Raw genomic sequence first — 19,135 nt, 5'->3', positions numbered from 1 at the left:
TCAGCGACCTCCGTTGGCGCCGGGGGAGCTTGCGAGGTACGCGGCGGCCTGGGCGGTGGAGCCCTCCTGCGTGGGGTGGTAACTCCGGCTCAGATAACGGGGGATGGAGCGCAGCATGTCGGGCGTCGACGGCAGCACGCCCTCCCGGCCCTTGCGGACGAACTGGCCGATCGACGGCTTGGCGTCGAGGACCGTAGGGTCGTTCTCCATGAAGAAGCGGATCCCGCGCTGCCAGAGGAAGACGAGCGCGGAGAACGCGAGCGCCCAGGTGCGGGCACGACGGCGGTAGCCGCCGTCGAGGTGGAGGAAGAGCTCGAAGGCGACCGAGCGGTGCTCGACCTCCTCTGCGCCGTGCCAGCGCAGCAGGTCCAGCATGACCGGGTCGGCCCCGACCCGGTCCAACTCGTCTGCGTTGAGCACCCAGTTGCCGAGGAACGCCGTGTAGTGCTCGATCGCGGCGATCAGTGCGACCCGTTCCATCAGCCACCAGCGCCGCGGCCGCCCCGGCGGCAGGGTGCGGTCGCCGAGCAGCTTCTCGAAGAACCAGTCGACCTGCGCGGTGTACGGGGTGGGGTCGAGCCCCAGCTCCTTGAGGTGCGGCAGCACGTCGTCGTGCGCCTGGGAGTGCACGGCCTCCTGCCCGATGAAGCCGATGACGTCCGCACGCAGCCGATCGTCGGTGATGTACGGCAGGACCTGCTTGTAGACGTGCACGAACCAGCGCTCGCCGGCGGGGAGCAGCAGGTGCAGCACGTTGATCGTGTGGGTGGTGAACGGGTCGCCGGGAACCCAGTGCAGCGGGGTCTCCTCCCAGTCGAAGGAGACCTTGCGGGCCTTGAGCTCGATGTGTTCCGACGCCACCGGTACAGGCTGCGTATTAGACATGGCGTCAATGTACTGAGGGGTAGCGCAGGGGAACAGGGGCGTGCACGCTGTTTTTCGGCCTGGCGCCAGGCGCCAGGCGTCTCGTCGCGGGGGCGCCTACCGCAAAGCACCCACCCGTGTCCCGTCCCGCAGCGTCCCCGTCAGATCCGCCCGGCTGCCCGGCTCCGCCTTGACGGCCAGCAGATGGCCCTCGACCCGCGCCTCGACGCCCCCCGACAACGCCAGCGCCGCGAAGTCCCCCGTCCCCGCGGCCAGCACGTACCACTGCCCACTCCTCGCCTGCCACACCACTCCCGCCAACACCCGCGCCTCCCGCACCCCGCAAGCCGGCGCCCCCTCGGAGCGCGCCGCGAGTGCCGCGGTCCCCATGGCGCCCGGCGCGCGGAACAGCGCCAGGGTCCGGCTCCCGGTCCCCCGCCACGTCTCCGCCCGCGCGCACAGCCACTCCGCCGTGCCGCCCCCTTCGGGCAGCGCCTGCGCCGCGAACGCCCAGGAGTTCACCGCCCGCACCCCGTGCGACCGCACCGCCGCAAGCTGGCACGCCGTCCGCGCCCAGGACTCCCGCGCCGCCGCCCCCGTCGCGTCCGCCGGCCTCCCGGGCGGGCCCGAGGTCAGCCGGGCCGGGGCGAGCTCGCCCAGGTCGGTCAGGAGCCGCGTGCCGCCGGTCTCGTCGCGGACCTGAAGCGTGTTCCAGCGCGTACAGTCCCGGGCCGTCGCCGGGCTCGGCATCGGCTCCGTCACCCCGTACGCGTCCCGGGGCAGCGGCCGCGCCTCCTTCGCGGGAGCCAGCAGGTCCCGTACCGCCGCCTCCTTCACCCACGGCGCCGTCAGATAGCGGACGTTGCCCGACGCGCGGGACACCACGAGCGCCGCCGAACCGACCGCGTCCGCCCCGTCCGTACGCGCGAAGTCCAGCGCCGCCCCGCTCGTGTCCCCGACCGGCTCCGCGTACCGCACCACCCGCAGCCCGTCGAAGAACAGCACCACGCGCGCGGCGTCCACCCGCCCCGCGAACAGCAGCTGCGGCGAGCCCATCGGCGGCCCCGGCGGCGTCCCTGGAGTCGCCGAGGTCTGTACGGTCGGCCCCGGCCTCGCCCACACCGCGAGCGCCCGTCGCAGCAGTCCCGAGTCGCCGCTCAGCGCGCCGCGGGCAGGCCACACCGAGAAGTCCTGCCGCGAGGACACCCGCCACGCCACCGCGTCGACCCGCTTCACGCCCGCCGGATCGAGCGCCGCCTCCGCCGCCGGGTTGCGGGCGTACGAAGGGGCCGCAGCACCGTTTCTGCCCCACCCGTCGCCCGGCAGCCCGAGCAGCGTCCCGCACACGAGCGCCGCCGCGGCCGCGGCGAGCGCCGCCTTGCCGTGCTGACGCCGCCGCATCAGGTCCGTAGGCCGCGCCTGCAGCGAGCACGGGTCGAACTCGGGCGACTCCAGGAGCGCGTACTGCGCCTCCACCCCGTCCGCCTCCTCCAGCGCCGCCTGCGGGTCCTCGACCCCGGCCGCCGACAGACCCCGCAGCACCTCCGGGTCGCCCTGCCGCTCCAGCCCGCGCAGCACGTACGCCGCACGGGCCGGCCCGGAGAGCGCCGAAAGCCGCTGGTCCAGGGCCAGTTCATCGGCACCGCCGGCCCGCGGGAACAGCCGCAGCCCCCATACCTGCGGCAACAGCGGCGGGAGCTGCGCCCGCCTCGGCAGCGCCCGGCGCCTGAGCGGGAGGCCGGCGACCAGGGCCTGCCGCAGCACCTCGCCCCGTACGTACGCGTACCCGGGATCCACCGCGTCCTCCGCCCGGCGCGAGCCCGGCACGGCCGCGGCCGGGGTGCGGCGGCGCGGCAGCGAGCGCTGCACGAGCGCGTGCGCGGTCAGCACCCGGCGATTGCGGCCGAGCGAGGGCGGCAGTACCAGGTAGGCGATCCGGACGAGCCGTGGATAGTGCTCGACGAGCGCGGCCTCGGCCTGCTCCACGTCGACGGGGCCGGGGCGGGGGGAGTCGGGGGAGGGCGGCGGGGCGAGTTCCTGGGTGCTCACGTTCAGCAGAACGAGCGAATCTTCCGATGGTCACCCCGGGGGGTGCCGAGGCCGGGACGCGGGCGCCGGGCGTCCGGGCGCGGCGCCCGGCCCGCGGCCCCTTCAGGCCGCGTACACCGTCAGCCGCTCGCGGATCAGCTCCGTCACCTCGTCCGGGACGCCGAGCCCCTCCCGTACGTACTTCTCCATCGACCCGTGCCGGACCGCCACCTCGTCCAGGGCCGCCTCCAGGTACTCCGGCACCACCCCGATCAGCGCGAGCGCCAGCTCCGGGTCACCGCCCTGCGCGGTGAAGCCCTCGATGAGCGGCGCGAAGGCCTGGCGTACCCCCGGATTGACCGACAGGTACTCCGCCATCACCGTCCTCTCGTCCGCGCCGAGCAGCGCGAGCACGATCGTCGCCGCCCAGCCCGTGCGGTCCTTGCCCGCCGTGCAGTGGAAGAGCAGCGGACCGGCGTACGGATCGCCCAGCTCGGTGAGGAGCGCCCGATAGGAGGCCCGCGCCGACTCGGTGGACACGAAGGCCCGGTACGTGCGCCGGAACGCCGCCTGCGCCCGGCCTCCGCCCAGGTGCTCCTCGGCGAGCGCCGGATCGGACAGCAGGGTCTTCAGCCGGGCGGCGGGCGGCAGCCCGCTCGCCGCCAGGTGGTCCGCGAGCACGTCCGCCACGAGCAGCCGCCCGCCCGGCGGCACGTGGTCGGGCCGCTCGGCCCGCTCGCCCGCGGTGCGGAAGTCGACGACGGTACGGATGCCGAGCCCGGCCACCACCGGGTCGGCCGGGTCCAGCCGGTCGAGCTGCCCGGAGCGGAACACCAGGCCCTCGCGGACGCTGCGGCCGTCGCCGAGAGGAAGGGCGCCCAGGTCACGGAGGTTGGCGACGGTGGCGGCGGGGATGGCGGGCATGCGTCGACTCCTCCGAAACCGGTGCGAATCGCACTTTCCCACGAACCGTAACCGATGGTCGCCGGGGGCGGTCTGTCGTGCGCGGCGGCGGGATGACAGCATGTGCGCACCATGACGCACACCCGGTCGCCTCTGCGCGCCCTCCGGGCCGCACTCTTCGCGGCGGTGTGCGTGACTTTGGCAGCGGTGGGGCATTCGTCCATGTCTGCCCACGCGATCCCCTTGACCTCCCTCCTCGTGGCCTTCACCGTGACGGCCGCCCTCGCCTGGACGGCCGCCGGCCACCGCCGCGGCCCGCTCGCCATCGCGACCGGGCTCGCGGCCGTACAGGGGGCGCTGCACCTGATCTTCGGGGCGGGGGAGCACGGCGGGATGCCGGGCATGGGCATGGGCATGGGCATGGCCGGTCCGGGCATGGCCGGTCCGGGGACGGCGGGCGCCGAGGCGGAGCTGCCGGCGGCGGTGCTGGCGGACCCGTACCTGACCCATGCGGCACACGCGGCGCACTCAGCGCATGCCGCCCACGCGGACCACATGGCGCACGCCATGGACAGCGCCACGACCCACGCCTCCGGCTCGGGCTCCGGCATGCTCGCCGCCCACCTGATCGCCGCCCTGGCCTGCGGGCTCTGGCTGGCCAGGGGCGAGGCCGCGCTGTTCGCGCTGGCCCGCACCGTCCGGGCCCGCGCGTGGGCACCGCTGCGGCTGCTGCTCGCCGCCGTACGCGTCCTCGTCCCGGCCCTGCCGGCCCGCCGCCCGGTACGCCCCCGGCGGCACACCCGCCGGCCGCACGGCGTCGTCCTCGCGCACGCCGTCTCCCGGCGCGGTCCGCCCCGCCCGCCCGCACCCCGCGCCACGGCCCTCGGAGCACTCATCTGACGTGGATCGACCGGGGGTCGCTTCCCCGTGTCGACACACGACTCCTAGGACCGTCATGACCATCGACGACGTGGCACGCCCGGACACCCCCGGGACGCCACCCGCGACCACCACGACCACCACCGACACCCCGGCCACCGCGACGCCGGCCACCGCGGCCCCGACCGCCTCCGCCGGGCGGCCGGGCGGCTGGGCGGCCCTGCGCCCGCTCGTCCTGCGCCTGCACTTCTACGCGGGCGTCGTCGTCGCCCCGTTCCTCCTCGTGTCCGCCGTCAGCGGACTCCTCTACGCGCTGTCCGTCCCGGCCGAGAAGCTCGTGTACGCGCACGAGCTCGAGGTCCCGGTGCCGGACGGGGCCACGGCCCTGCCCCTCTCGCAGCAGGTCGAGGCCGCCCGTAAGGCCAACGCCGACGGCACCGTCACCGCCGTCTGGCCGGGCGCCGAACCCGGCGCCACCACCCGGGTCCTGATGGCCGACCCCGAGGCGCCCGAGGGCACCTCGATGGCCGTCTTCGTCGACCCGTACACCGGTGACATACGCGGAGAGCTGCCCAGTTACGGCAGTTCCGGCGCGCTGCCGCTGCGCACCTGGATCTCCGGGCTGCACGTCGACCTGCACCTCGGCGAGCTCGGCCGCAACTACAGCGAGCTGGCCGCCAGCTGGCTGTGGGTGGTCGCGCTGGGCGGGCTGCTGCTGTGGCTCGGCCGTCGCCGGAAGAACCGCCGGGCCCTCTTCCTGCCCGAGCGCGGCCCGAAGTCCCGCCGCCGTACGCTCTCCTGGCACGGCGCGGTCGGCCTGTGGGCGGTGGCCGGTCTGGTGGCCCTGTCCGCCACCGGTCTGACCTGGTCGCGGTACGCGGGCGAGAACATCGGCTCGGTCCAGGACCGGCTCGGCGGCGCCACCCCGGCGCTCTCCGCGGGCATCACCGGCGGCGCGGGCGGCGCGGGCGAGCACGCGGGCCACGGCGCCGGCCACCACCCGGCACCCGTCGCCCAGGGTGCGGACATCGGCATCGACAAGGCGGTCGAGGCGGCCCGCGGGGCCGGCATCGACAGCCCGTCGATCTCCGTGGTGCTGCCGGCCGAGGGCAGCGGCTACGTGGTGAAGGAGACCGACAAGCAGTTCCCGGCCGAGCTGGACTCGGTCGCCGTGAACCCGGCCGACGGTGCGGTCCTCGACCGGCTGGACTTCGCCGACTACCCGCTGCTCGCCAAGCTCACCCGGGTCGGCATCGACGCCCATATGGGCGTCTTCCTCGGCCTGTTCAACCAGCTGGCCCTCGCCGCCCTGGCGCTCGCGCTGATCCTGCTGATCGTCTGGGGCTACCGCATGTGGTGGCTGCGCCGCCCGGGCCGTCCGGTGGCGCGGGGCGCGTGGCGCAAGGTCCCGCCGACGATGCTGCTGCCGCTGCTCGCGGTGACGGCACTGACGTCCTGGTTCGTGCCGCTGCTCGGCATCAGCCTGGCGGCGTTCCTGGCCGTGGACGTCACCGCCGGTGTGGTGACGCGGATCCGGGCCGGCCGACGCGGCCCGGACCCCGCCGGAACTCCCTGATCAGGGGGTGTACTTGTAGCCGACCCGCCGCACGGTCTGGATCGTGTGGCGGTGCTCGGCCCCCAGCTTGCGGCGCAGCCGGGCCACATGGACGTCGACGGTCCGGCCGTCGCCCACGTGCCCGTACCCCCACACGGTCGTGACCAGCTGGTCGCGGGTGTGCACGCGGTGCGGGTGGGCGACGAGATGGGCGAGGAGTTCGAACTCCAGATACGTCAGGTCCAGCGCCCGCCCGTCCACGACGGCGACCCGCTGCACCCCGTCGATGACCACGGGCCCCTGCTCGGTGACGCTCGCGGCGGGCGGCTCCTGATCCGCGGGCAGCAGGACCAGATACCCGACCATGGGCGGCCGGCCCGGCAGCACCGGCAGCGCGTGCTGCGGCGCGGGCAGAAGCGTGGCACCGGGCGGCAGGAAGTCCGCGACCCGCGCGAGTCCGGCGACCTCGTCGGGATCGACGGCCCGCAGCCGGTGACGCTCGGGACGCTCGGTACGGGGACGGAGGGCGGTGAGGGTGGCGGCAGCCTGGGTGTGGGCCATGAGGACTCAGCTCTTTCGCGCGAGAACGGACGGAAGGTCGTCGTACGTCATGCGCGTCGGCCGAAGGCCGCGGGACCGGAATCTGCCGATCGGGGCTTTAGAGGGCCGACGCGTTCCTCACGCGCCGACAGCACCGGTCGAAGTCGTGGTGCTGCCGGGAAGGCCAGAACGGCTCGAGGTCGAGGCGACCCCTCGCGCTGTCGTTCTTCCTCTCGGCCATATCCCTATTAAACCAGCAGGGAAGTGCCGTGGGCAGTCCCCTGCCGGCCGAATCCCCTGTCGTCTTTCCCACATGCCGGAAGGGGCGCCCACCGTGTGAAACGGGGGGCGCCCCTTCCGAGGAGTGCGCGGAGCGGACGGGATCAGACCTGGCCGGCCTTCTCCAGGGCCTCGCAGCAGGTGTCGACCAGGAGACGGGTCACCGTGTACGGGTCGACGTTCGCGTTCGGGCGGCGGTCCTCGATGTAGCCCTTCCGGTCCTGCTCGACCTGCCACGGGATGCGGACCGAGGCGCCGCGGTCGGAGACGCCGTAGGAGTACTTGTCCCACGGGGCGGTCTCGTGCAGGCCGGTCAGGCGGTCGTCGATGCCCGCGCCGTAGTTCTTGACGTGGTCGAGCGGCTTCGAGCCCTCGCCCAGGGACTCGCACGCGGTGATGATCGCGGCATAGCCCTCGCGCATCGCCTTCGTGGAGAAGTTGGTGTGCGCGCCGGCGCCGTTCCAGTCGCCCTTCACCGGCTTCGGGTCCAGGGTCGCGGAGACCTTGAAGTCCTCGGCGGTGCGGTAGAGCAGCCAGCGGGCCACCCACAGCTGGTCGGCGACGTCGAGCGGCGCCAGGGGGCCGACCTGGAACTCCCACTGGCCGGGCATGACCTCGGCGTTGATGCCGGAGATGCCCAGGCCCGCCTTGAGGCAGTTCTCCAGGTGCGCCTCGACGACGTCACGGCCGAAGATCTCGTCCGCGCCGACACCGCAGTAGTAGCCGCCCTGCGGGGCCGGGAAGCCGCCGACCGGGAAGCCGAGCGGGCGCTCGCCGTCGAAGAAGGTGTACTCCTGCTCGATGCCGAAGATCGGCTCCTGGGCGGCGTACTTCGCGTACACCTCGGCCAGCGCGGCACGGGTGTTGGACTCGTGCGGCGTCATGTCCGTGTTCAGGACCTCGCACAGCACGAGCACGTCGTCGCCGCCGCGGATCGGGTCGGGGCAGACGAAGACCGGCTTGAGGACGCGGTCCGAGGCGTGGCCCTTGGCCTGGTTCGTGCTGGATCCGTCGAAGCCCCAGATGGGAAGCTCGGCGAGGGTCGCGCCCCCGCCCGTGAGGATCTTCGTCTTCGAGCGGAGCTTGGCGGTCGGCTCGGTGCCGTCGATCCAGATGTACTCAGCCTTGAAGGTCACGGGCCTCATCCTTTGGCGTGCTGCGGGGTGCGCGGCGGCGGCTCGCGACGTTGCGAGAGCTGCGGTGGCGTTGTCTCTGCGGTTCTGCGCGCAGCTTCGCAACACGGGATTTCCCGTCGGTTGCCCGATTGTGAACCCCGTGTTACTCAGGTTTCCGCTGTGTCGCGCAGGCGCCGTGCGACCACGTGGGCGTTCAGGAGGGAGCCCAGGCCCGCGCGCTCGATCCGCGCCACCACCTCGGCGTACGAGGTGCCGAGCGCCTCCGCCGTACGCCCCAGGTGCCAGTCGCAGTCCGCGAGCCGGCGCAGCAGGTACCCCCGCCGGATCTGGTTCTCCGACAGCCGGAACGTCTTGAGATAGGCCGTCCGGCCCCGGTGGTCGCTGATCAGCTCGCCGATGTGCTGCTCCTGTCCGGACCGCAGGAACGGCGGCAGGAAGCGGAAGAGCCGGAAGCCTCCCATCCGGTAGACCCGCTCGTAGGCGTACGGCGTCTGAAGGAGGTCCCGCGCCATCAGCCCGTCGTGCGCCTCGGCCCAGGCCCGCTCCTGTGCCCGGGCGGCGGCCCGCAGCTGGGTCAGCGAATGGACAGCGCCGCTTTCCAGGGACGTGGTGAAGTCCGCGACGGGCGCGCCATAGTGCGTGTACTGGTGCACCAGCTCCCCGAACAGGTCCTCCACCAGCGTCGGGTGCAGCAGCCGGTAGTCGTCGGGGTGCGGGACGACGAAGGCCGCGGCGAGAGCGTCGGAGACGTACAGCATCATCCCGCACTGCCCGGGATGGATCTCGAACACCCGCAGCGCCTCCGCGAGCCCCGGCACCTGCCACCCGGCGTACGCGGCCTCCGCCCGCGGCGAGAGCCCCCGGCGGACCGCGTCCCGGGACCACTCGTCCCAGACGACGGACGGCCCGCCGAAGTGGAGGGCGAGGTACCCCTCCAGGGCGAGGTGCAGCGGGAGGAACCGCAGCCGCGGCTCGCCCTGCCGGCGCCGGGCCAGCCGCCGCAAGGGCACCGCGGCCGGCGGCTCCGCCCCGAGCCGCGTCCCGTAGGAGGCGGCCTGCGCCCCGGTACCCGACCAGTCGGCGACGAAGCCGTGCGGGATGTACGAGGTGTACGTCGTGCCGTCGCCGACCTCGACCGCGTCGGGGCCGTCGCCGCCCTCGTACACCTGGCGGTGCAGCCGCAGGCCCGCCACCGGCTCGTCCCGCACCAGCGGCACGAGCCGCACCCCGCCCCACACCTGCGCGGGCCGGACGTCGAGCCCGGTCAGATCGATCCGTGTCATGCCCGGGCCTCCTCCGCCCCCTTCAGGAACAGCTCCACCCGCCGGTCCAGATACGCCCGCAGCGCCGGCAGCCCCTCGCGGCCCTCGGCGAACCGCGCGATCTCCACCAGCGCCGGCAGATCCTCCGCGTCCCGGATCCCGGCGGTCGGCACCTCGGGGGCAAGCCGGCGGACGTCGAAGACGTCGGCGTCGTATACGGGGTTCACATGGACCGCGCTCGTCCGCCGCTCCGGATCGAGCCGTTCCCGCCACACCCGCAGCACCTCGCCCGCGAGCCCGGGCGGTGCGTTGTCCCAGCCGTCCGAGACGATCACCAGACGCTCGGGCGCGAGCTCCAGGGCGTCGAGGATCCGCTCCCCGAGCGGCGTCGGTCCCCACGGCCGTACGAGCAGCGGATCGAGGCCGCCCGAGGTCCAGTGCGCCGTGTACGCACCCGGCGCCGCCAGCGCCTCCAGGAGGAAGTGGCAGCCGAGCGCGACGGCCAGCGGCCGGCGCCGCTTCACCGCCGAACCGGAGGACGACCAGCTGTCGTCGAGGACCGCCGCCACCCGCCCCCAGCTCCCGGCGTGCGGCCCCGCCACGCGCCGCGCGGCCGCCCGAAGCGCCCCCGTCAGCTCGGTGCGGCGCTCCGCTCTCTCCCCGAAGGGGAGAGACAGCACGTACAGCGCGAGCCGGGTCAGCGGCATCACGGACAGGTCCGTCGCCCCGGGGCGGGTCCGCAGCCGTTCGAGCCGGGTCATCCGGGGCGCGATCCGCTCCAGGAACACCTCACGGGCCACCCCGTGCCGCGCGGCGAAGCCCTCCGCGACGGTGAACGGCAGCTCGTACAGCGCCCCCTGCTCGTAGTGCGCCCGGCGGAACGCGTCCAGCGCGGGGTGCGCGTACCGGGTGCGCCGGCCGGGCGCGAAGAGGAAGTCCCCGGTCTCGTCCGCCGGCTCGGGGGAGCCGGGCAGCGGCAGATGGGCGTGCCGAGCGGCGGCCTTGAGGCCCTGCCGGTACTTCACGGCGTCGTGCGCGAGATCGGGGCGCCCGGCCAGCCAGTCGCGGACGATCGCCCGGGTGCGGCGGTTGTTGACGCCGGCGGCCCGCAGGACGCGGAAGAGCCGGTAGACGCGCTGCGGCGGCATCCCGGCGAGCCGCGCGGCGATCAGCCGCCCCTCGTCGGGGCCGGCCTCCCGCGGCGTGCGCAGCAGTTGCTCGGCGATCAGGGCCGCGTTGTGGTCGTTGATGTCGAGCGCGAGCACGGCGGCGTACAGCGGGCGGTAGTTGACCCGTACGTACTCGTGGACGAAGGCGAGCGAGAAGCGCTGCTGCTCGGCCGAGGAGCGGAACTCGCGCTGGCCGGTGGCCGTGACGGCCGCGTTGACGAAGAGGAGAACGTCCTCGGCGGCGACGAGATCGGACATCCTTCGCTCCTTCGCGGGGTTGCCGGCCGGGGAATGGGGGCGCGAACAGCGAATACGTTGCTTCAGAGGCAGGTCCCGGAAGTCGCGCCGGAGTCCCGCGGCCGGCCCGGGAACGCTAACACCGGGGGAGGGGAGGCGGTCCACCGGATTTCGGCGCGCACTGCGAGCCGGGACGAGCCCGGGTGCGCCTGGACGAGCCCGGGTGGGCCCGGGTGCGCCTGGATGCCCGCTCGGGTGCGCGCCCGGGTACGCGCCCGGAGCGTGCGCTCGGGGACGGTTCGGGGACGGATCGGGGAGGTCCCGGATCCCGAGGCCGGCGCCGCCCGGCAGACTGGTGGTCATGACGAAGCTCCCGGGCAGCAAGCCCCGCATCGGACTCCTCGGCACCGGCCCCTGGGCCGCGCGGACCCACGCGCCCGCGCTCGCCTCCCACGAAGACGTCGACTTCGCCGGGGTGTGGGGCAGGCGGCCCGAGGCGGCGGCGGAGCTGGCCACCGCCTTCGGCACGACCGCGTTCGACGACGTCGAGGACCTCTTCGAGGCGAGCGACGCCATCGCCTTCGCCCTGCCCCCGGACATCCAGGCCCCGCTCGCCCGACGCGCGGCGGCCATGGGCTGCCACCTGCTCCTGGACAAGCCGGTGGCCACGACGGTCGCGGCCGCCGAGGAGCTCGCCGGCGTGGCCGAGCTGGCCGGGGTCGCCTCCGTCGTCTTCTGCACGCTCCGCTTCGCGGAGCCCACCGCCCGCTGGATCGAGGAACAGGCGGCGGCGGGCGGCTGGTTCCTCGGCGAGGCGCACTGGCTGGGCTCGCTGTTCGCGCCCGGCTCGGCGAGCGCGTACGCGGCGTCGCCGTGGCGGCGGGAGAAGGGCGGCCTGTGGGACGTCGGCCCGCACGTCCTCTCGGTCTACCTGCCGATCCTCGGCGACGTCACCTCGGTCACCGCCGTCCAGGGCCCCGCCGACACCCAGCACCTGGTCCTGCGTCACACCTCGGGCGCGAGCAGCACGGCGACCCTCACCCTCAGCGCACCGCCCGAGGCGGCGGAGGCCGCGCTCTCCCTGTACGGCGAGCGGGGGCGGACGACGATGCCGCGCTGGGACGGCGCCGTCGACGCGTTCCGGGGAGCGCTGGACGCTCTCCTGGAGGCGATACGAACGGGCGGGCCGCACCCCTGCGACGCCGGCTTCGGGGCCCGGCTCACGGCGATCCTGGCGGAGGCGGAGGCGGAGGCGCAGGCGGCCGCCCACCGGCCCTGAGGCCCGGCGCCCACGTCCACTGGCAACGGCGGCGACCAGCTCGTCCGCACCGGAAGCGGAATCCGCCCCGCGGCGGGGTCGCCGGGCGGCAGGATCCTGTCATGACCGGAGCAGCGTTCGACCTCGCCTACGACACCGTCCTCGCCAAGTGGCCGCACGGCACCACCACCGCCACGGTCGCCACGCCGTACGGGACGACCCACCTCATCAGCCACGGCCCCGCCGACGCCCCGCCGGTCCTGCTGCTGCCGGGCGGCGGGGCGACGGCCACCGGCTGGTACGGCACGGCCGCCGTGCTCGGCGCGACGCATCGCGTCCACGCCGTCGACCTGGTCGGCGAGCCCGGCCGCAGCGTGGCCGATCCGCGGCGCCCGATCCGTACCGCCGAGGACCTGACCGGCTGGCTGGACGCGCTCCTCGACGCCCTCGGCATCCCGGCGACGGGCCTCGTCGGCCACTCGTACGGCGCGTGGACGGCCCTCACCTACGCGCTCGCCGCACCCGACCGCGTCGACCGGCTCGTGCTCCTCGACCCGACGAACTGCTTCACCGGCTTCGCCCCGCGCTTCCTGCTGCGCGCCCTGCCGGTGCTGCTGCGTCCCACTCCGGCCCGGAACACCGCTCTCCTCGACTGGGAGACGCGCGGCGCCGCACTCGACCCGGACTGGCGAGCGCTCCAGGCCCTGGCCGCGACCTTCCCCACCGTGCGTCCCGTCAACGGCCCGCGCCCCGGCCCCGAGCGGCTGGCCGCCCTGAAGCCGCCGACGCTCGTCCTCCTGGCCGGCCGGTCCCGTGCGCACGACCCGCGTGCGGTGGAGCGCGCGGCCCGTGCCGCCGTCCCCGGTCTGGAGCCGGAGATGCTGCCCGAGGCCGGCCACTTCACGCTCCCCGTGGCGGCTCCGCCGGGCACCCACGAGCGAACGGCCCGCCACTTCACGGACTGAGAACGGGGATTCCCGCCAGGAATCCGCGCACGAGGACCGCCGCCGGGAAGCTGGGTCAGCGGGACAGCGCGTCCCGCACGGCCTCCTCGGAGCGGGCGACCACGGCCGTGCCGTCCTCCGCGGTGATGATCGGCCGCTGGATCAGCTTCGGGTGCGCGGCGAGTGCCTCGACCCAGCGGTCGCGGCTCGCCGCGTCCTTGGGCCAGTCCTTGAGGCCGAGCTCCTTCGCGGCCGCCTCCTGCGTCCGCGTGATGTCCCACGGTTCGAGGCCGAGCCGGTCGAGCACGGCCCGGATCTCGTCGGGGCTCGGCACGTCCTCCAGGTAGCGCCGCACGGTGTAGTCGGCGCCCTCGGCGTCCAGCAGGGTCAGTGCGCTGCGGCACTTGGAACAGGCGGGGTTGATCCAGATCTCCATGCCCCCAAACGTACCGCCAACGCCGGTCCGACCAGGGACGATTGTCAGTGGGGGGCACTAAAATCGGGGGTGAAGGTGAGGGTCCCGGGGAGGGCCCTCGCCCACCGTTCGCCAGGAGGTCGCCCATGGCTGTCGCCATGATCCGGACACCGTCCCTCGAACCCTGGAAGCCCCTCCAGAAGAAGCCGCTCCCCGCGGGTCGCCCCCGCGAGTGGTACGTCACGCACAACCGCCGGCTGAAGGCCATGCGCCTCGCCATCGCGCTGCTCGACGCGGGTGTCTACATCCCGTCCCGGGCCACGAACGCGAGGATACGCACGACCGCCGTCCAGCTCGGCATCCACCCGCCCTCCGACACCACCTGCCACATGGTCCGCGCCCTGATCCGCTACGGACGCTGAGGACGCCGGCCCGTCGGCGCTGCCCGCCCGGCCCGGTCGGCACGGCCGGGTGGGCAGCGCCACCGCGACGCCCTACCAGGCGACGGGCAGTCGCTCCGGCAGTCGCTTCATGAAGTTGGTGCGCCACACCAGCTGTTCGACCGGCACCGCGAGCCGCAGCCCCGGCAGCCGGTCGAGCACCGTCTCCAGGGCGATCTCGGCATGCCGCTTCCCGAGCGCGGTGGCCGGGCAGAAGTGCCGGCCGCCACCGAAGGACAGGTGGTCGGAGGCGTTCTCCCGGCCGGGAAGGAAGGCCTCCGGCTCGGGGAACCGCTCCGGGTCGTGGTTGGCCGCCTCCACGAGCACCAGCACCAGCTCGCCCGCCCGCACGGGCACGTCGCCGAGCTGCACGTCCTCGAGGGCGAGCCGCGGCAGCCCGTCGCCGATCGACAGGTTCACCCGCAGCAGCTCGTCCATCGCCCCGGCGACCCCGCCCCCGACCAGCGCGTCGCGCACGTCCTCGCGGGTCAGCACCGAGACCAGCGCCATCGTCAGGAAGCCCGCGGTGGAGATCACCCCGGCGCCGAAGAGCGTGACGCCGACCGTCGCGAGCATCTCGTCGGTGACGTGCGCGTACTCGGGATCCTCGCGCAGCGCCGCGAGCTCGGCCATGAGCCCGGTGGTGGCCGGGTCGTCGAGCCGCTCGACCATGTACGCGATGTCCCGGTCCCAGTTGAGCCGCGCCGCCTCGATCTCACGCGGCGCGTTCATGAACGCCACGTCCAGGCTGCGCAGCAGCTTCGGCCCGTCCGCCTCGGGGATGCCGAGCAGCCGGCAGTGCAGCCCCGCCGAGTACGGATCGGCGAAGCCGCCCCGCAGCTCCCCGGGCGCCCCCTCGCCGACCAGCGCGTCCACCAGGGACCCGGCGCGCTTCCGCAGCCACTCCTCCAGGCCGGGGGCCTTCGGGTTGAGCGCCTTCATCACCGCCTTGCGCAGCCCCGCGCCGGTGATGTTGCCCATGTTGTTGACCACGTGCGGGGGGATCGTCAGCGCGTACTGCCGCGGCGCCCCCGGCGCGGAGGTGTCCTTGAGGCTGAACCGTGGATCCTCCAGAACCTGTCTGCACAGCTCGTACGACGAGACCAGCCAGGCCTCGGCGCCCGCGAGGGTGCGGACCTTCCGGACCGGCTCGGCGCGCAGCTCCGCGATCTCCGCGGGCAGCCGGGTGCCGTTCCAGTCGAAGGGAAAGGCGGGCAGGGCCGGGGCGGGGGCGGTCATCGGGGATCTCCTTCGACGGGCGTGAGGATGCCGTGCCCCTGGTTGCGCGAGGCCCGCAGCCCGGACCCCCGGGCGTACAGCAGGTCGGCGAGCGGGAGGGCCTGGTGGTAGACGTTCAGCGAGGACGGCACGCCGAGGATCGCGGGCGTGTCGAGGAAGAGCGGCACCTCGGCGCAGATGTACTCCCGGCACACCTCCCGCTGCCGGTCGGTGACCTCCTGCCCGGACGTGAGCTTCCCGGCCAGGAAGATCCCGGCAAGCGCGTCGCACGTCCCGCGCACCACCGGGTCCCCGGCGACGGCCGCGAGGACCTGCCGGTGCAGCTCCTGATACGCCGGCACCTCGCCGAACTCCGACATGCCCCGGCCCCGCAGCCGCAGCCCGTCGGGGTCGGCCTCGGCCACGGCGGCTCCGACCTTGGCCCGTACCCCCCGCAGATTCTTCACGGCCTTGCGCCGTGCCTCGTCGGCCCCGTAACCGAGTGCCTCGTACATGTCGGAGACGTGCAGATCCGTATAGACGAAATCGACTCTTTCGAAGTGGTCAAGACCCCAGCGCGCCAGTTCGCGCAGTCGCTGGGCGGTGAAATAGCTGTTTCCCGGGGAGACGCCGATGACCACATGCGCGCCCTCGTCAGCGATGACGCGGCAATGGTCGGTGTACGGCTGGAGTTGGAGCGTCTCTGCAGGGGCGAAAGCCGCCTGAGTCACGTTCGGAATCCTCATCGCGCCAGCTAGTCCCAGCGGAGCCCAGTGCTCCGGGTGTGGCGGCTGCGACGACGACACGCTATCGAGCGGTAGCGGAGAGTAAATCCCTACTCAGGGGTTTGGCCGAAAATAGCCGCTGCTGCCTTGATCGGATCCCTCCCCGGAGCCCGCATCAGGCTCACCGGATCCACCACGTGGTCCGCCCCCCGAACCGCCACCGGATCCGTTGCCTCGCAGCTCGTCCCGCAGCTCCCGCCAGGCCCGGACGAGCCCGGGCAGCCCCGACCACCGCGGGCCGGCCCGGCATGCCGAAGTGCGTCCTGGCCGTGCAGGCCGCCGACGCGGCGCAGTGCAACAGGGCCGCGCGCCAGCCCTGTTCACGCATCAGCTCCGAGGTGCACCCGACCCGGCTTTCCACGTGCCGGACGAACTCCGCTGCACATACGGCCACCTCCCGTACGGCGAAACGCGAGCCCCCGGCCCACGGCAGGCGCACGTCCGATGCGACGGCAGGGAACGCCGACAGCGCCTCCGGCCCGTCGTCCCGCGCCCTCGCGCACCACTCCGCGACCGCAGGGCGCACACCTGGAGTTGGTCCAGGCCCTCCAGGAGCTGCACCGCGCGACCGGTCCGCTCAGCCGGCGACGGGTGAGCGCCCTCACGAAGGGCCGCGACGACCTCCTGGACGCCGTGAGCCACGAGGGCGTCCGCACGGCGCTCACCGGGCTGCGTGTGCCGCGCTGGGAGACCGTCCACGCGATCGTCACGATGCTGGCCGAACACTGCGGCTGGGGCGGCGAGGACGGCCAATGGACCGCCGAACAGATCGTCGGCGTGTCGATCAACCCCTTCAACGCCGTCGAGACCCGCCCGGGGCAGCCGGCCGCGGACAGGTTCCGGATCACCTGGCGCATCCCCGAGCCGCCCTCCGCACAGCGCATGCGCGGCGGACACGCTTAGGGGCTGTTCCAGCGCCCGCACGGCGAAGGCCGCCCTCCCGGAGACTCCGGGAGGGCGGCCTTCGCAGCGGTGTCCGTTGCTTGCGCGTCCGGCTTAGAGGTCGAAGTAGAGCTCGAACTCGTGCGGGTGCGGGCGCAGCTGGATCGGGGCGATCTCGTTGGTGCGCTTGTAGTCGATCCAGGTCTCGATCAGGTCGGAGGTGAAGACACCGCCGGCCTGCAGGTACTCGTTGTCGCCCTCCAGGGCGGAGAGGACGGCCTCGAGGTTGGTCGGGACCTGCGGGACGTTCGCGTGCTCCTCCGGAGCCAGCTCGTACAGGTCCTTGTCGATCGGCTCCATGGGCTCGATCTTGTTCTTGATGCCGTCGAGGCCGGCCAGGAGCAGCGCCGAGAAGGCGAGGTACGGGTTCGAGGACGGGTCCGGCGCGCGGAACTCGACGCGCTTGGCCTTCGGGTTCGAGCCCGTGATCGGGATGCGCATGGCGGCGGAGCGGTTGCGCTGCGAGTACACCATGTTGACCGGGGCCTCGAAGCCCGGGACCAGGCGGTGGTACGAGTTCACCGTCGGGTTGGTGAAGGCGAGCAGCGACGGGGCGTGCTTGAGGATGCCGCCGATGTAGTAGCGGGCGGTGTCCGACAGGCCCGCGTAGCCGGCCTCGTCGTAGAACAGCGGGTCGCCGTTCGACCACAGCGACTGGTGGACGTGCATGCCCGAGCCGTTGTCGCCGAAGATCGGCTTCGGCATGAAGGTCGCGGTCTTGCCGTTGCGCCAGGCGACGTTCTTCACGATGTACTTGAAGAGCATCAGGTCGTCGGCCGCGGCGAGCAGCGTGTTGAACTTGTAGTTGATCTCGGCCTGGCCGGCGGTGCCGACCTCGTGGTGCTGGCGCTCGACCTGGAGACCGACGTTCTCCAGCTCGAGGGAGATCTCCGAACGCAGGTCGGCGAAGTGGTCGACCGGCGGGGCCGGGAAGTAGCCGCCCTTGTAGCGGACCTTGTAACCGCGGTTGTTCTCCTCCGCACCGGTGTTCCAGGCGCCGGCCTCGGAGTCGATGTGGTAGAAGCCCTGGTTCGCCGAGGTCTCGAAGCGGACCGAGTCGAACACGTAGAACTCGGCCTCGGGGCCGAAGTACGCGGTGTCGGCGATGCCGGTGGAGGCCAGGTACGCCTCCGCCTTCTTCGCGATGTTGCGCGGGTCACGGCTGTACTGCTCGCCCGTGATCGGGTCGTGGATGAAGAAGTTGATGTTCAGCGTCTTGTCGCGGCGGAAGGGGTCCACCCGGGCCGTCGACAGGTCGGCGCGCAGGGCCATGTCCGACTCGTGGATGGCCTGGAAGCCGCGGATCGAAGATCCGTCGAACGCGAGCTCCTCCGCCGGGTCGAAGGCCGTCGCCGGGATCGTGAAGTGCTGCATCACGCCCGGAAGGTCGCAGAAGCGGACGTCGACCATCTTGACGTCGTTGTCCTTGATGAACTTCTGGACCTCGTCGGCGTTCTGGAACCCGTGCTTCTCGGACATCCAACTCCTCCTACTCCCGGCCCGGGGAGGGGCGGGGTTGCAGCTCGGTCGTGCGGCCAGTGCGGTGGCACACTCGGGACCCGACCATAGGCAGACGGGATTTCTCAAGCATGACCCATTTGTTTCGTCGAAGTTAACCGGGCCGGGGCCGCACCGGCCGCGTGTCGCGTCCCGCCCACCCGGGCCGAAGTGATCAAAAACGGGCGCAGTACCGTGGTCGGGTGGACAACAGGCAAGCACTCGGATCATGGCTCTCCGGACCGCGCGCCGCGGCCGAAGAAGCGGGCGTGGACTTCGGTTACCGGGGGCAGCAGCTCGGTCTGCCCGAGGAGGGACCCGGCTCGATCGCCCGCCCCGGCCGCCGCATCGGCGCCCTCGCGGTCGACTGGGCGCTGTGCAGCCTGATCGCATACGGACTGATCACCCACCGCTATGGCCAGACGAGCCAGAACTGGGCCGTGGTCATCCTGCTCGTCCTGAGCGTGCTCACGGTCGGCACCATCGGCTCCACGCCCGGCAAGCGGATCTTCGGCCTGCGGGTGGCCTCGGTGCGCGGCGGTCGCCTCGGCCTCGTCCGGGTCGTCCTGCGCAGCGTCCTCGTGTGCCTCGCCATCCCGGCCCTCATCTGGGACCGCGACGGCCGCGGCCTGCACGACCGGCTCTCCGGCGCCGTCCAGGTGCGGATCTGATCCTTCATGGGATCCCGCGGCGAACGAGATCCCGGGACAGGACGAAATCCCGGGACAGGACGAGATCCCGGGACAGGCAAAGAGGGGGCGCCCCGGACCGAACCGGCCCGGGG

At 73.3% G+C, this 19,135-nt stretch carries 18 protein-coding genes; 7 read left to right on the top strand and 11 right to left on the bottom strand.

Translation table 11 applies throughout. The features are described 5' to 3' along the window. The 3 genes from ACIGEZ_RS02240 to ACIGEZ_RS02230 form a co-directional block, all read right to left on the bottom strand. On the bottom strand, positions 1-885 hold the full coding sequence (locus ACIGEZ_RS02240) for a metal-dependent hydrolase (protein WP_399824759.1): 885 nt from the start codon (positions 883-885) through the stop codon (positions 1-3). 96 nt (positions 886-981) lie between these two features. Continuing rightward, complete coding sequence (locus ACIGEZ_RS02235) at positions 982-2,913, bottom strand: hypothetical protein (RefSeq protein WP_399824757.1); 1,932 nt, start codon at positions 2,911-2,913, stop codon at positions 982-984. 102 nt (positions 2,914-3,015) lie between these two features. Then, positions 3,016-3,816, bottom strand: a complete 801-nt coding sequence (locus ACIGEZ_RS02230; RefSeq protein WP_399824756.1) for a tyrosine-protein phosphatase — start codon at positions 3,814-3,816, stop codon at positions 3,016-3,018. A 201-nt stretch (positions 3,817-4,017) separates the two neighbouring features. On the opposite strand from ACIGEZ_RS02230, the gene ACIGEZ_RS02225 reads away from it, so the two are divergent. Together ACIGEZ_RS02225 and ACIGEZ_RS02220 are read left to right on the top strand one after the other, a co-directional pair. After that, positions 4,018-4,695: a hypothetical protein gene (locus tag ACIGEZ_RS02225; RefSeq protein ID WP_399824755.1), complete on the top strand. Its 678-nt coding sequence runs from the start codon at positions 4,018-4,020 to the stop codon at positions 4,693-4,695. A gap of 55 nt (positions 4,696-4,750) precedes the next feature. Next, positions 4,751-6,250: a PepSY-associated TM helix domain-containing protein gene (locus tag ACIGEZ_RS02220; RefSeq protein ID WP_399824753.1), complete on the top strand. Its 1,500-nt coding sequence runs from the start codon at positions 4,751-4,753 to the stop codon at positions 6,248-6,250. Here ACIGEZ_RS02220 and ACIGEZ_RS02215 read toward each other — a convergent pair whose 3' ends face one another. The 4 genes from ACIGEZ_RS02215 to ACIGEZ_RS02200 form a co-directional block, all read right to left on the bottom strand. Continuing rightward, positions 6,251-6,790 (bottom strand): winged helix-turn-helix domain-containing protein, encoded by a 540-nt coding sequence (locus ACIGEZ_RS02215; RefSeq protein WP_399824751.1) that lies wholly within the window; start codon positions 6,788-6,790, stop codon positions 6,251-6,253. A 362-nt stretch (positions 6,791-7,152) separates the two neighbouring features. After that, the gene (gene glnII / locus ACIGEZ_RS02210; protein ID WP_399824749.1) at positions 7,153-8,184 is read right to left on the bottom strand and encodes a glutamine synthetase; all 1,032 of its coding nucleotides are present in this window, start codon (positions 8,182-8,184) and stop codon (positions 7,153-7,155) included. 146 nt (positions 8,185-8,330) lie between these two features. Further along, the gene (locus tag ACIGEZ_RS02205) at positions 8,331-9,467 is read right to left on the bottom strand and encodes an ARPP-2 domain-containing protein (RefSeq protein ID WP_399824748.1); all 1,137 of its coding nucleotides are present in this window, start codon (positions 9,465-9,467) and stop codon (positions 8,331-8,333) included. Next, positions 9,464-10,873, bottom strand: coding sequence for a hypothetical protein (locus ACIGEZ_RS02200; RefSeq protein ID WP_399824747.1), 1,410 nt, complete (start codon positions 10,871-10,873; stop codon positions 9,464-9,466). Before ACIGEZ_RS02200 ends, ACIGEZ_RS02205 begins: the two co-directional genes overlap by 4 nt. 340 nt (positions 10,874-11,213) lie before the next feature. On the opposite strand from ACIGEZ_RS02200, the gene ACIGEZ_RS02195 reads away from it, so the two are divergent. Together ACIGEZ_RS02195 and ACIGEZ_RS02190 are read left to right on the top strand one after the other, a co-directional pair. Beyond that, positions 11,214-12,131, top strand: coding sequence for a Gfo/Idh/MocA family protein (locus tag ACIGEZ_RS02195; RefSeq protein WP_399824745.1), 918 nt, complete (start codon positions 11,214-11,216; stop codon positions 12,129-12,131). Positions 12,132-12,232: 101 nt separating this feature from the next. Beyond that, positions 12,233-13,075, top strand: coding sequence for an alpha/beta fold hydrolase (locus tag ACIGEZ_RS02190; protein WP_399824744.1), 843 nt, complete (start codon positions 12,233-12,235; stop codon positions 13,073-13,075). A 55-nt stretch (positions 13,076-13,130) separates the two neighbouring features. Here ACIGEZ_RS02190 and ACIGEZ_RS02185 read toward each other — a convergent pair whose 3' ends face one another. Continuing rightward, the gene (locus tag ACIGEZ_RS02185; protein ID WP_399824743.1) at positions 13,131-13,490 is read right to left on the bottom strand and encodes an arsenate reductase family protein; all 360 of its coding nucleotides are present in this window, start codon (positions 13,488-13,490) and stop codon (positions 13,131-13,133) included. 125 nt (positions 13,491-13,615) lie between these two features. Here ACIGEZ_RS02185 and ACIGEZ_RS02180 point away from each other — a divergent pair, with 125 nt between their 5' ends. Next, a complete protein-coding gene (locus tag ACIGEZ_RS02180; protein WP_399824742.1) occupies positions 13,616-13,891 on the top strand; it encodes a hypothetical protein in 276 nt (91 codons plus the stop codon). Positions 13,892-13,963: 72 nt separating this feature from the next. Here the strand turns inward: ACIGEZ_RS02180 and ACIGEZ_RS02175 are convergent, their stop codons facing one another. After that, entirely contained in the window at positions 13,964-15,148 is a 1,185-nt protein-coding gene (locus tag ACIGEZ_RS02175; RefSeq protein WP_399824741.1) for a cytochrome P450, read from the bottom strand. Beyond that, positions 15,145-15,858 (bottom strand): tRNA-dependent cyclodipeptide synthase, encoded by a 714-nt coding sequence (locus ACIGEZ_RS02170; RefSeq protein WP_399824739.1) that lies wholly within the window; start codon positions 15,856-15,858, stop codon positions 15,145-15,147. The genes ACIGEZ_RS02175 and ACIGEZ_RS02170 overlap by 4 nt, the downstream gene beginning before the upstream one ends. 645 nt (positions 15,859-16,503) lie before the next feature. Here ACIGEZ_RS02170 and ACIGEZ_RS02165 point away from each other — a divergent pair. Beyond that, a complete protein-coding gene (locus ACIGEZ_RS02165) occupies positions 16,504-16,815 on the top strand; it encodes a hypothetical protein (protein WP_399824738.1) in 312 nt (103 codons plus the stop codon). 93 nt (positions 16,816-16,908) lie between these two features. Here the strand turns inward: ACIGEZ_RS02165 and glnA are convergent, their stop codons facing one another. Further along, positions 16,909-18,333, bottom strand: a complete 1,425-nt coding sequence (glnA, locus tag ACIGEZ_RS02160) for a type I glutamate--ammonia ligase (protein WP_399824736.1) — start codon at positions 18,331-18,333, stop codon at positions 16,909-16,911. A 221-nt stretch (positions 18,334-18,554) separates the two neighbouring features. Here glnA and ACIGEZ_RS02155 point away from each other — a divergent pair, with 221 nt between their 5' ends. Continuing rightward, complete coding sequence (locus ACIGEZ_RS02155) at positions 18,555-19,022, top strand: RDD family protein (protein ID WP_399824734.1); 468 nt, start codon at positions 18,555-18,557, stop codon at positions 19,020-19,022. Positions 19,023-19,135 lie beyond the last annotated feature (113 nt).

Origin of the sequence: Streptomyces sp. NPDC085481, assembly GCF_044541845.1 — a bacterium.
In the GTDB taxonomy this organism is placed as follows: domain Bacteria; phylum Actinomycetota; class Actinomycetes; order Streptomycetales; family Streptomycetaceae; genus Streptomyces.
Note: the sequence above shows the minus strand (reverse complement) of the source record. Positions and strands in the feature narration are given on the sequence as shown.